Here is a 13,085-nt window from a genome sequence, read left to right on the forward strand (position 1 = left end):
AATTAAAAGATAAATTTCATGATAAAAATATATATATAATTGCAAAAAAGAAAAATGATGTGATTGGGATGATTTCCTTAGCAGATCAAAGACCTTTTTCGTTAGATTTAAAACTTAATGATATCGATAAATATTATAAAGGTAGTTATAAAAAACCAGTAGAAATAAGATTACTTTCAATAAAAGAAAAATATAGAAAAACTAAAGTTTTTACTGAACTATTACAAAGAACATTTAATTATATTATTCAGAATGCTTATGATATTGTATTTATTTCAGGAACAACACGACAAGAAAAGTTATATAAACATTTAGGATTTACTAAGTTTCACGAAAATGTAGGAACAAAAGAAGCAGAATATATGCCTATGTACCTTCTACTAGGTAGTAAAAATAAAGTTCTTGATAGAATGGCTCAAGCACAAAGAATTAATTTCTTACCAGGGCCTGTAGATTTATCACAGGATGTAATAGCAAAACTTTCTAAACAGTTATATTCACATAGAAGTAATGAATTCGTTAGTTTGACGAAAAATACACTTTCAAAAATAGAGAACATTTTAGATGTTAAAACAGCGACTATATTACATGGATCAGCAACATTAGCTAATGAAGCAATAATGGCACAACTAAAAGGTAGAAATCTTAATAATGGGCTTGTTTTAGCTAATGGTGAATTCGGTAATAGACTAGTTCGTGAAACAAAACGTCACGGATTAAATATTGATTGTTATTCTGTAGGGTTTGGAGAAAGCTTTGATTTAAATATTTTAGCAGAAAAATTAAACTCAGGAAATTATGATTTTGTTTATTTAGTTCATAATGAAACTAGTGTTGGAATATTAAATGATTTAGAAGAAATAACAAAAATTGTTAAACAAAATAATTTAGTACTTGCAGTTGACGCAGTTTCTGCAGTAGGTGCTATTAAATATAGTTATAAAGATGTTGATTATGTAGCATGTTCATCAGGTAAAGCCTTTTGTTCTGTAGCTGGATTAGCAATTGTAGGTACTAATTGTGAGTTAGTTCCATTGGAAAACACTCCACTATATCTAGATTTACACTATGCTAATAAGATGACATCAATACCTTTCACTCAACCATCTATTTTAATGGAAGCACTAAATACGGCTTTAGATGCCTTTAAAACTGATGAAAGATATGAAAAGGTTCAGGAAAAATATTCATACATGAAGGCAGGACTTAAAGAATTAGGTCTTCCAATAATGAAAATAAAAGAAAAAGAAGTTTCACCGGTGATTGTAACAGTAGAATTACCTGAAAACATTAGTTCACTTAATGTAGGAGCTTCACTTGCAATAAATAATATTTTTATTCATTATAAGAGTTCATATCTTCAAGAAAGAAATATTATTCAGTTTTCATTTATAAATATTAATACAACAAAGAATGAATTAGATTACACACTAAATATATTAAAAGAAATGATAGGAGATTATTAATGGCAGTATTTAAAGTATTTTACCAAGAAAATTCAAAAGAAATTCCAGTAAGGGAGAACACTCAAGTGTTATATGTTGAAGCTGATGGAGTACCAGCAGTAAGAAAGTATTTAGATGATAGAAATTACAATGTGGAGCTTGTTCAAGAATTAAGCGAAGCATACTTAGAGTTCGAGAAACAATCTGAAGACTTTAAAGTGGAGAAAGTTAATGGATAAGATCATTAAAAAAAATGAGGTAGGTGTTGCTGCCATTGGTGGTCTAGGGGAAATTGGAAAAAACACCTATGCAGTCCAATATCGAGATGAGATAGTTATTATCGATGCTGGAGTTAAGTTTCCTGGAGATAATATTCTAGGAATTGACTATGTAATTCCAGATTATTCATATATTGAGAAAAATGTGGATAAGATTAAAGCGCTAATAATAACTCACGGTCATGAAGATCACATCGGTGGATTACCATTCTTACTTAGAAAGGTGAATTTACCAATCTACGGTGGACCTTTAGCTATAGGTTTAATAAGATCGAAATTAGAGGAGCATAATTTATTAGCAAGAGCTGAGTTAAATGTAATTGATGAGGATACAGTGTTAAGTTATAAGTATCTAAAAGTTTCATTCCACAATACAACTCACTCAATTCCTGATTCATTTGGAGTAATAGTAAATACTCCTCAAGGAAATATTGTTCATACTGGGGACTTCAAATTTGACTTTACACCAGTTGGTCAAGGCTCTAACCTGCACAAAATGGCAGCAATTGGTGAACAAGGCGTATTATGTTTACTTTCTGATTCAACAAACTCAGAAAGAACAGAGTTTACTCAAAGTGAAAAAGAAGTAGGGAAAACTATCTCTAATATACTACGTAAAGAAAAACATAGAGTAATTTTCGCTACTTTTGCTTCGAACGTATATCGTGTAAAACAAGTAGTAGAAGCATGTATTGAACATGGAAGAAAGATAGTGGTATTTGGTCGTTCTATGGAAAAAGCTATTAAAATAGGAACAGAATTAGGATATATTAAAGCACCTAAAGAAACGTTTGTTAATAGTAAATATCTTAATCAAGTGGATCCAAATAAATTACTTATTTTATGTACAGGTACTCAAGGTGAGGAACTAGCAGCATTAAGTAGAATAGCAAATGGAACACATAAAAAAATTACAATTATGCCGACAGATACGGTAATCTTTGCAAGTTCAGCTATTCCAGGAAATACATTATCTATAAACAAGAATATTGATTTATTATCAAAACTTGGTGCTAATGTTATTACATCAAGTGTTAATAATGTACATACATCAGGTCATGGTTCGAAAGAAGAACAAAAATTAATGTTCAGACTTATTAAACCTAAATATTTCATGCCTATTCACGGTGAGTATAGAATGCAAGTTATTCATGCTCAAACAGCAGCTGAGTGCGATATTCCATTAGAAAATTCATTTATTATGGAAAATGGTGAAGTATTAGCCTTAACTAGTGATAGTGCAAGAATTGCTGGTAAGTTTGATGCATCTGATGTTTATGTTGATGGGCTTGGAATTGGAGACATCGGAAACGTTGTTATTAAAGATAGAAAAGAGCTTTCTGAAGAGGGTGTTATTGTAGTATCTGTCGCAATTGATTTTAAAAACAAAAAACTAATGAACAATCCAGATGTAATTAGTCGTGGATTTGTAAATGTAAATGAATCTACTGAACTATTTGCACAATCTAAAGTAATAATTAAAGAGGCTGTATTAGCTGCATTAGAAAATGAAGAATGTGGTGTTTATCATATAAGACAACAAATATTAGAAGCTTTAGGAGAATTTTTAGAAAGTGAAATAGGAAGAAAACCTGTTATATTACCTACAATATTGGAGGTGTAAATATGAAATACAGAAGTGTATTTGATATTATAGGACCTGTAATGGTAGGTCCATCAAGTTCACATACAGCAGGAGCAGTTCGTATTGGTCTATTTACAAGATATATCTTTGGTGAACAACCAGAAAATGTAAAAATAACATTATATGGTTCATTTAAAGAAACGTATAAAGGGCATGGAACTGACATAGCATTAATAGGTGGATTATTAGGTTATAACACCTCTGATAAACGTATAAGAACGAGTATGGAAGATGCAAAATTAGCAGGAATGGAATTTGAATTTATAGAAAGTGGTATTGAGCATATTCATCCCAATACTGCAAAAATAGAAGTTGAAGCAGGTAGACATAACTTAGATCTTATTGGGAAGTCAATAGGAGGCGGAAAAATGGTTATTTTCGAACTTCTAGGGTTTGATGTAAATTTATCAGGGGATTTTCCTTGTTATTTCATATTTTATAAATTTAAAGATGATACTAAAAAAGATCTTTCAGTAAGAATCGAAGAAATCTTCGGTGATTTAAAAGTAAGTGAGAAGTATTCTAGCTCTATTTTAGAGGGAATAAACTTATTAGTAGTAGAGTCACAAAAAGAATTAACTGAAGATAAGATTAAAAAATTAACTGAACTAGAGTATATTAATGAAGTAAAATTTGCAGATAGATTGTAGAGGAAACCAGATGTTTACTAGTTTAGAAGAGATTGTTAGAAAATCAAAATTAGAAAATAAACCAGTTTCAGAATTAATGATTGAACAAGAAATTGAATTAAATGGTGTTACACGTTCTGCAGTTGAAAAATTGATGAAAAGAAATCTTAATGTAATGATGCAAGCTGTTGAAGAAGGTTTGGCAGGAGTTAGTTCTAAGACAGGACTTACTGGAGGAGATGCCAAGAAGCTTCAAGAATATATAGATAGTGGTAAATCAATTACAGGTAGCGATTTTTTAAACGGAGTTGCAGCAGCAATTGCAACTAATGAGGTGAATGCCTCGTTAGGTTTAATTTGTGCAACTCCTACTGCGGGTTCGGCTGGAGTTCTTCCAGGTTGTATACATGCATTAAAACAAAAATTCAATATTGATGAAGAAACGCAATTAAAAATGTTATTTACAGCCGGAGCTTTCGGTTTTGTAGTGGCGAATAATGCTTCTTGCTCTGGTGCAGAAGGTGGTTGTCAGGCAGAAATAGGTTCTGCAAGTGCAATGGCTGCGGCAGCTATTGTAGAGGCAATGGGCGGAGATGCTGAGATGAGTGCCCATGCATTTGCCATAGCATTAAAAAATATGCTTGGTCTTGTATGTGATCCTGTAGCAGGATTGGTGGAAGTTCCTTGCGTGAAAAGAAATGCTGCCGGTGCTTCAACAGCACTTATGGCTGCTGACTTAGCCTTGGCAGGTATAAAGAGTAGAATACCTGCGGATGAAGTACTAGAAGCAATGTATAAAATAGGATTAGAAATGTCCACAACATTAAAAGAGACTGCTAGAGGTGGTCTTGCAATCACAAAAACTGGAGAAAAATATAGGAGTTTATTATTCGGTAATGATTAATATTTTAGAAAAATCAGTAGGAACTATAAAAGGTGTTGGAAAGAAATATTTACAAACTTTGAACGAACTAGAAATTTATACTATTCGTGATATTTTGTATAATATTCCTTATAGAGTATCTAGTTCTACTGATTTTTCTTCTTCTGTTAAGGATAATGAAAAAGTTATAACGACTGGAAAGGTAGAAACTAGGGTAAGTACTCAATTTTATGGAAATCGAAGAAGCAGATCTTTTTTTACTTTATTAACAGCTTCTGGTAGTATTAAAATCGTCTTTTTTAATCAACATTACTTGAAAAAAAACCTTGTTGAAGGTAAGGATGTAGTTGTAAAAGGTACGTATAATGCTGCGAATAATACAATAACAGCTTCGAGCGTAAGTTTTAATGTTGTTGATGAAAAGCCTAAAGGTGATAGTATAGAAGTTTTTTATCACTTAAAACAAGGTATTACACAGAAGAAATTTACAAAACTTGTTGAAGAATCGTTTAATATGATAGATGGTGAAAATGTTATCTTAGATTTAGTTCCTGAAAATTTTAAAGGAATTTGGAAATTAGATAAGATTTTATATACGCTACACTACCCAAAAAATTCTGAGGAATTTGATAAAGCAAAGAAGATGTTTGCTTTTCATGAGTTGTTTAATTACCAGTTAAAATTACAGCTTCAAAATATCAACAGTAGGATAGAGGATACTAGATATTGTGTTGGAGTAAACAGCAAAGATATCGATGATTTTAAGAATAGTTTACCTTTTACGCTAACAGGAGCTCAAAGTCGTGTTATTGATGAAATAATAGAAGATTTAAATAATCCTTATAAGATGGATAGATTATTGCAGGGGGATGTTGGTAGTGGTAAAACTGCTGTAGCAGCAGCAACGTTATATGCAACGATAAAAGCAGGTTATCAGACAGCAATTATGGCGCCAACTGAGATATTAGCAAATCAGCATTTTGAAACATTTTTCGAGTTTTTTAAAGATTTGAATATTTCTGTGGCGTTGCTAACGAGCAGTACTCCAAAAAAAGAAAGGAATACTATTTTAAGTCTACTTGAGGTTGGTGAGATAGAATTATTAATTGGAACACATTCTTTAATTCAAGAAGATGTAAAATTCAATAATTTAAAATATGTAATTACAGATGAACAGCATCGTTTCGGCGTTAAACAACGTCAATTATTAAGTAACAAAGGGGAAGCTGTTAACTCACTAATGATGACTGCAACTCCAATACCGAGAAGTTTGGCAATTACTTTGATTACTGATATTAAAGTATCTACAATAGATGAACTACCGGCTGGTAGAAAGAAGGTTCAGACATATAAAGCTACAAATAAGAGCTTTTATAAAGTTCTAGATAATATTCGTATGGAGCTCGATAATGGAAGGCAAGGTTATGTAGTCTGTCCATTGATTGAAGAATCCGAGAAGATGGATCTTCAAAATGTAGAGGAAACGTACGAAAATATTAAAAATTATCTACCAGATGATTATAAAATTGCAATATTACATGGTAAAATGAATAATAAGGAAAAAGATGCAATTGTAGAGAGATTTCTAAATAAAGAAATACATATACTTATCTCTACTACGGTAATTGAAGTTGGGGTGAATGTTCCAAATGCTACATTTATGATTATTGTAGATGCTCATCGTTTTGGACTTGCGACACTACATCAGCTAAGAGGTCGAGTAGGAAGAAGTAAGTTTCAGTCTTATTGTATATTAGTAACTGATTCGAAAAGTGAACGTATAGATATAATGTGTTTAGAAAATGATGGTTTCAAAATTGCAGAATTCGACTTAAAACAACGTGGACCAGGTGACTTTTTTGGTACAAAGCAAAGTGGTGTACCGAGTTTTAAAGTTGCTGATTTAATTAACGATGTTGATTTAATGTACTTAGCGAAAAAATTAGCGGTGAAAATAATAGAAGTAACCGATAATAAAGAAAGATTATTGCAGTATGTTGGATTAGAAGAAACGATAATATAGGAGGATACAATGAATAAAAAGTTAAAAAATACTCTTTTGAATATTCTTATCGTAGTACTGTTATGTACATCGGTGGTGTTAATATTTAAAAATCAAATTAGAGAATATTTAACAGGAAATGCCAATGATAAGATTATTACAGCTTATAAAAATAATAAAGGTGAAGTAGACATCCCGTGGTGGCAAAAAATGTTTACGGATAATGAGTCAAAAATTAAATTAACTGACTCAATGTTAGGAATTTTAAAAATTGATAGTGTAGATATAGAAGAACCAATCTTCCAAGATGTTACTGAAATCAATTTAATTAATGGAGTAGCAACATCTCAAGAACCTTCGCATTTAGATGCACAAAATGTTGTTATCGCAGGACACAGTGTGCAAGGTGTAGGAATAAGATTTAATAACTTAACAAAAATTAAAAATGGTGCTAAAATTCAAATTATTTCAAAAGATAAATTGCGTACATATGAAGTAAATAAACTTTATGATGTAGTACCAACGCAAGTTGAAATTTTAGAACAACATGAAAACGAACCGAAAATATTAAAATTATTCACTTGCGATAACTTTAATCCACAAACAGGTGAATGGGAAAGTCGTTTTGTAGTAGAGGCTAAATTAATAGGAGAAGAAAGTGCATAATATTATGAAAATAGGTATTGATATACTAGGAGTAGATGAGCCTGGTAGAATTATTAATTTTGTTAATAGCTATAAAGATGAAGAGGTAGAACTTTATGTTTATGGGCTTGAAGAAAACTTAAACAAAATAACTAAAACAGAAAATATTGTTAAGAATGTTTGTACTGAAGAGGTGTTGATGTCTGATGATGCAGCACGTGTTCATAGAAAGAAAAAAGATGCTTCAATGATAAGAATGTTGGCTGATTTAAATAATGATGTCATCGATGTAGCAATTTCTGGTGGAAGTACTGGTGCTTTTATGGCTAGTTCGTTATTTATGTTAGGACGTATTGAAGGTATCTCTAAACCAGGGTTGGCTTCATTATTACCGACAAGATCAGAACATAAGTTCTTATTTACAGATTTAGGTGCAAATGTAGAAGCTAAACCAGATGACTTAGTAAATTATGCTAAACTTGGTCAATTATATATGAAATATATCTATAATATTGAAACACCTTCGGTAGCATTACTTAATGTTGGTATTGAAGAATCAAAAGGTAATAAAGTATATAAAGAGGCTCATAAGTTACTTAAAGAAGAAATTACTAACTTTAAAGGAAATATAGAAGCAAGAGAAATCCTTGAACATAAATATGATATAGTTATTGCTGATGGATTTGCTGGAAATATTTTATTGAAATCTATAGAAGGTGTGGCGAGTTCTTTAGGAAAAATGATTAAGGGTATCTTCTTAGAAAACTTTATAACAAAAATTTCTGCTTTATTAGTAAAAAAAGGAATCGCAGCATTTAAGAAAAAATTTGACTATAGTGAATACGGTGGAGCCTTCTTATTAGGGATAAAAAAACCAAGTATAAAAATTCATGGTTCAGCTGATGAAAATGCACTATATTATGCAGTTCAACAAGCAAAACAAATACACAAAACAAAACTTTATGGTATAATGATAGAAACGATGGAAAAAGGAGAAACAAATTAATGGCAATTTTCGAAGAAGTAAAAGAAATTATTACTAAGTATATTAAAATAGATGCGGATAAAATTACTTTAGAATCAAGATTAAATGAAGATCTTGATGCTGATTCAATTGATGTTGCTGATGTAGTAATGGATATTGAAGAAAAATATGGATTTGAATTTTCTGATGAAGATGCAGAAAACATCGTTCAAATCAAAGACTTAGTAAAAGTTATCGAAGAAAGAAAATAAAAAATTAATAAGTTGCTAGAGTTTTACGGCATGTAAAGCTCTAGTTTTATTTTGTTTTTTTTTAAATAACAAGAAAATTTTTTAACTAGTTATAAGTTACGTATGATAAGATAATTCACAATATTATTTATATCATATATAATTTACCTATTTAGCTTTTAACTGGTTATAAAATATGATATAATTTATAAGAAAATAAATAAAAAGGAGAATAGTTTATATATGGAAATGTTATTTAAACTATTGGCTGAACACGTATATATAATATTATTTGTTTCGCTTATCTTGGAATTTGCGGCTTTACCATTGCCAGGTGAGACGATGATGGTTGTAGCTGGTATAATGGCATATAATGGTCATGGTAGTTATATAGGGATGATTATTGCGAGTGCCCTAGGAACGGTAATAGGAATGCAATTTTCTTACGAAATAGGTAGAAGATTAGGAACAAAGGCAGTTGATAAATATGGTGTGTATATTGGACTTACACCATATAGAATGATGAAAGCAGCGGAATTTTTCAATAAGTTCGGTAATATAGTAATAGTAATAGCGTACTTTTTACCAGGTGTTAGACATATACTTGGATATTTTTCTGGGATTTCACGTATAGATGCCAAAAAATTTCATATATATTCAACAATTGGTGGAGTATTCTGGGTGGTTGTGTTTATAACTCTAGGTTATGTATTGGGACCAAGTGCTCCTCATGCGTTTAAATTAATGCACAAATATGGAATGATGTTATTTATTTTAGGTATTGCAGCATTATTTATCTACTTAATTTATAAAAAATTAGGCGCAAAAGATTTTGCTGTATATTTTAGAAAAAGAATGAAATATCTACTAGTTCTGTTATTGATAGATGCTGCTGTTTTAGTTAAGTTTGTAGTGTTAGATGAAAGAACAAATCCGAAATTTAAATCAGATATTATTTTTTGTTGCTTAGGATTTTTAGCATTTGTGGCATTTTTATTATATCTAAGGGTATTGTTAAAACATGATACGACTGAAAAATTACTTGTAGTAGTCGATTATCAAAAGGACTTTGTAGATGGTGCTTTAGGATTTGAAACAGCAGAACAACTTGATCAAGTAATAGTTAACAAAATTGAAGAGTATTTAAAAGCTGGTCAAGATGTAATCTTCACAAAAGATACTCACTATACTAATTATCTGACAACTCGAGAAGGTAAACATTTACCGATTGAGCACTGTATAATTGATAGCGAAGGTCATAATCTCTATGGAAAAGTAGCTGGATATGAAAAACAAGCTAAGAAAGTATTTAATAAAACTTCTTTTGGAAGCATAGACCTAGCGAAATTCATCTCACGCAGTGACTATAAAGAAGTAGAGTTTTGTGGACTAGTTTCAAATATTTGTGTATTAAGTAATATCATTATGACACAAACTTATAATGAAAAAGTAGAAATAATAGTGGATTTAAATGCTACTAAAGGATTAAGTGAAGAGGTTAATTCATCATTTAAAACATATTTGCAAAATTTAACAGTGAATGTAAAAGAATAAGATAAAATATGAATCATTTTCCGAACGTTAAGAAGATGATTCATATTTTTTTTTATTTTTTCATTGGAAAATTAGTGAAGTTTATGGTAAACTAATGTATAAAATGAGGAAAGAAGGGGCAATTGTGAATTATTTATTAGTATCACCAAATTTTCCAACTTCACAGGAAAATTTTGCAAGAAAGTTGGTCGAAAAAGGAGTTAAAGTCTTAGGAATAGGTAGTGAAAGTTATGATAATCTTTCAAATGATTTAAAAAATACTTTAACTGAATATTACAAAGTAAATGATTTAGAAAATTATGAAGAAGTATTAAGAGGAGTAGCGTTCTTAATATATAAACACGGTGTTATAGATAGGGTTGAGTCTAACAATGAGTATTGGTTGACGCTGGATTCAATAATACGAGAACAATTTAATATCCCAGGAGTAAAATCTAAAAATTTAGATTTTACAAAATATAAATCGAAAATGAAAGAAAGATTTATAAAAGCTAAAGTACCAGTTGCTAAGGGGAAAGCAGTAAAAACAATTATAGAACTTGAAAATGTGATAAAAGATATTAAATTACCAGTTATAGCTAAGCCTGATAATGGTGTAGGAGCAAATAATACTTATAAACTTTTATCAGAAAAAGATGTAGAAAACTTTAAAAAACAGTGGAATCAAGATATTGTGTACTTTATTGAGAGTTATGTGGACAATGGTGTCCTTTGTACGTATGATGGTCTAATTGATTCTAAAGGAGAAGTTGTATTTGAGACAAGCTTTTACTATACAAAGCCCACATTAGATTTATTAAACGATAGCCTAGATTATGGAAATATAATTTCTAAAGAAATTGATCCTAAACTAAAAGAATATGGTAGAAATATTGTTAAAGAATTTGGAATGAAGGAAAGGTTCTTCCATATCGAATTTTTCAAATTACCTAATAACGATTATATTGCGTTAGAATATAATAATCGAATTGCGGGTGGATATACAGTTGATTTATATAACCATACTTATGAATGTGATTTATTTGAGATGTATGCTGATATTGTAGTTGGTAATTCGCCGAAAAAAGTGCAGAATAACTATAATGGTATTGCTTTGTCAAGACGTGATAAATATACTTATAAATATTCTAATGAAGATATTTATAATAGATATTCTACAGAACTTCGTTTAATTGATAGAGTACCAGGAGTATTTGCAACAGCTATGGGAGAGTGGATGTATATATTAGTAGATGAGAAGATTGAAAAACTTAGCGAAATGATGAATTATATTCATGAAAAAGAAGAATAGGAGGATAATTTGTGAAGAAAAAGATTATTAATGGATTGTTACAAATATTAGGAATTATGATTGTTGGGGCGATAATAGGATATTCTGTCGGTAAGATTGCAGGAGATTCACTTTCGAAAGTGGATACTCCAAATATCATATTGTTATTAATTGCAGGAGTAGTAGTATTCATTTTACAAGTCATAATTCATGAAGCGGGACATTTAGTTTTTGGGTTACTATCAGGATACAAATTTATAAGTTTTAGAGTATTTGATTTCAAAATTATAAAAGATGAACATGGAAAACTTAAAATTAGATTCGAAAGATTAGCTGGGACAGGTGGTCAGTGTCTGATGAGAGCTCCTGAATATGTTGAAGGAAAGTTTAAGTATAAATTATACTTATTAGGTGGAGTAATGTTTAATCTAGTATTTTCTATTGTATTTTGGTTGGTTTTACCAAGTTATTATACATTATTATTTGCCTTGATAGGGTTCGCATTAGCTTTTCTAAACTTGATTCCAATGGGATTCAATGATGGTATGACGTTCTACCACGCTAGTAAAGACGAAACTACTAGATTTGTTTTATACTTACAATTAGAGTACGTATATTATCAAAGTATTGGTAAGAATTTATTAATAGAAAAACCAGAAGTAGTTGAGAAAATAAATTCATTGGAAATAACTAATACAAATTATCTAACTGACTCATTAGAATTTATTAAATTAGATGGACTAGAATATTTCTTTGAGTTTGATGCTTTATATAATGAATCAAGAAAACTATATATTGAAAGAGATGATTTGTTACCAGTTTATAAAGTTGAACTTATGGCATTGTTAGTAAAATTAATAAGTTTAGTGAATCCAGAAGATGAATTGTTGGAAGAACTTATGAATGACAAGAGTTTAAAAGTTCGACTGAAACAAAATAATCCGCAAACGAAGAATATTTTAGCAACATACGAATACGGTGTAAAGTTGGATGATGAAAAAGCTTTAGGATTAATAGCCGAGGCTAGAAAAATAAAAAATAAAGCACCTAATCTATATGTTCAAAATCTAGAAATGAAATATTGCGATTATTTGGAGAATAAAATTTTGAAATAATTATTAGAGGGGCTGACTAAAAAATCCTGAATTTTAACAAAGTGTATATAAGAATTCATATATACATTGGTTTAATGATAACTAAATACGCTTTAGAAAAACTTTTAGATATCTAATAAACAAATATGAAAAGTGACTTAACAAAATCTTGTTTCTTAAGAAATCACGATTTTGTCGAGTCACTCCTTTTTTCAGTTGAAAAACATGTAGAATTTGAGTAAAAAGAACTCTTTTTAATATTTTAAATTAATGTTATTTTACATAATTTAATTATCATTAATATTATTTTTATAATTACTTAAAATGAACTTAAAATTGGTACAACTCACTTGACAAAAGTGTAGAAAGACTTTAAAATTAGTGTTGTATTATTTTAATATATATAATATAAGATTATTTTTTTG

Annotated in this window: 12 protein-coding genes; all 12 read left to right on the forward strand. The window is 29.9% G+C overall.

Annotated features, from left to right (window positions below; translation table 11 throughout):
- Nucleotides 1–1,466: aminotransferase class V-fold PLP-dependent enzyme (locus RWN11_RS05315; RefSeq protein ID WP_314160738.1), on the forward strand; the 1,466-nt coding region annotated here is incomplete at its 5' end.
- A complete protein-coding gene (locus RWN11_RS05320; RefSeq protein WP_003144942.1) occupies nt 1,466–1,684 on the forward strand; it encodes a DNA-dependent RNA polymerase subunit epsilon in 219 nt (72 codons plus the stop codon). The genes RWN11_RS05315 and RWN11_RS05320, both read left to right, overlap by 1 nt.
- On the forward strand, nt 1,677–3,347 hold the full coding sequence (gene rnjA / locus RWN11_RS05325) for a ribonuclease J1 (protein ID WP_314160739.1): 1,671 nt from the start codon (nt 1,677–1,679) through the stop codon (nt 3,345–3,347). Before RWN11_RS05320 ends, rnjA begins: the two co-directional genes overlap by 8 nt.
- Nucleotides 3,348–3,349: 2 nt before the next feature.
- Nucleotides 3,350–4,018: an L-serine ammonia-lyase, iron-sulfur-dependent subunit beta gene (gene sdaAB / locus RWN11_RS05330; RefSeq protein WP_314160740.1), complete on the forward strand. Its 669-nt coding sequence runs from the start codon at nt 3,350–3,352 to the stop codon at nt 4,016–4,018.
- Between the two features lie 10 nt (nt 4,019–4,028).
- Nucleotides 4,029–4,901 (forward strand): L-serine ammonia-lyase, iron-sulfur-dependent, subunit alpha, encoded by an 873-nt coding sequence (gene sdaAA, locus RWN11_RS05335; RefSeq protein ID WP_314160741.1) that lies wholly within the window; start codon nt 4,029–4,031, stop codon nt 4,899–4,901.
- The gene (gene recG, locus RWN11_RS05340) at nt 4,894–6,903 is read left to right on the forward strand and encodes an ATP-dependent DNA helicase RecG (protein ID WP_314160742.1); all 2,010 of its coding nucleotides are present in this window, start codon (nt 4,894–4,896) and stop codon (nt 6,901–6,903) included. The genes sdaAA and recG overlap by 8 nt, the downstream gene beginning before the upstream one ends.
- A 9-nt stretch (nt 6,904–6,912) precedes the next feature.
- On the forward strand, nt 6,913–7,548 hold the full coding sequence (locus RWN11_RS05345) for a class A sortase (protein WP_314160743.1): 636 nt from the start codon (nt 6,913–6,915) through the stop codon (nt 7,546–7,548).
- Nucleotides 7,549–7,552: 4 nt separating this feature from the next.
- Entirely contained in the window at nt 7,553–8,533 is a 981-nt protein-coding gene (plsX, locus tag RWN11_RS05350) for a phosphate acyltransferase PlsX (RefSeq protein WP_314160744.1), read from the forward strand.
- Complete coding sequence (locus RWN11_RS05355) at nt 8,533–8,763, forward strand: acyl carrier protein (RefSeq protein ID WP_294683610.1); 231 nt, start codon at nt 8,533–8,535, stop codon at nt 8,761–8,763. Before plsX ends, RWN11_RS05355 begins: the two co-directional genes overlap by 1 nt.
- 222 nt (nt 8,764–8,985) lie before the next feature.
- Nucleotides 8,986–10,296: an isochorismatase family protein gene (locus tag RWN11_RS05360; protein WP_314160745.1), complete on the forward strand. Its 1,311-nt coding sequence runs from the start codon at nt 8,986–8,988 to the stop codon at nt 10,294–10,296.
- 124 nt (nt 10,297–10,420) lie between these two features.
- Complete coding sequence (locus RWN11_RS05365) at nt 10,421–11,587, forward strand: carbamoyl phosphate synthase large subunit (protein ID WP_314160746.1); 1,167 nt, start codon at nt 10,421–10,423, stop codon at nt 11,585–11,587.
- An 11-nt stretch (nt 11,588–11,598) separates the two neighbouring features.
- A complete protein-coding gene (locus RWN11_RS05370) occupies nt 11,599–12,681 on the forward strand; it encodes a hypothetical protein (RefSeq protein ID WP_314160747.1) in 1,083 nt (360 codons plus the stop codon).
- The last annotated feature ends 404 nt before the right edge of the window (nt 12,682–13,085 follow it).

It is taken from the genome of uncultured Gemella sp., assembly GCF_963519265.1.
In the GTDB taxonomy this organism is placed as follows: Bacteria; Bacillota; Bacilli; order Staphylococcales; family Gemellaceae; genus Gemella.

Bases quoted from the DNA above. Each gene is read 5' to 3' on its own strand.
- plsX (WP_314160744.1), top strand. From the start codon at position 7,553: ATGAAAATAGGTATTGATATACTAGGAGTAGATGAGCCTGGTAGAATT.
- sdaAA (WP_314160741.1), top strand. From the start codon at position 4,029: ATGTTTACTAGTTTAGAAGAGATTGTTAGAAAATCAAAATTAGAAAAT.
- RWN11_RS05360 (WP_314160745.1), top strand. From the start codon at position 8,986: ATGGAAATGTTATTTAAACTATTGGCTGAACACGTATATATAATATTA.
- RWN11_RS05355 (WP_294683610.1), top strand. From the start codon at position 8,533: ATGGCAATTTTCGAAGAAGTAAAAGAAATTATTACTAAGTATATTAAA.
- sdaAB (WP_314160740.1), top strand. From the start codon at position 3,350: ATGAAATACAGAAGTGTATTTGATATTATAGGACCTGTAATGGTAGGT.
- RWN11_RS05320 (WP_003144942.1), top strand. From the start codon at position 1,466: ATGGCAGTATTTAAAGTATTTTACCAAGAAAATTCAAAAGAAATTCCA.
- recG (WP_314160742.1), top strand. From the start codon at position 4,894: ATGATTAATATTTTAGAAAAATCAGTAGGAACTATAAAAGGTGTTGGA.
- RWN11_RS05345 (WP_314160743.1), top strand. From the start codon at position 6,913: ATGAATAAAAAGTTAAAAAATACTCTTTTGAATATTCTTATCGTAGTA.
- rnjA (WP_314160739.1), top strand. From the start codon at position 1,677: ATGGATAAGATCATTAAAAAAAATGAGGTAGGTGTTGCTGCCATTGGT.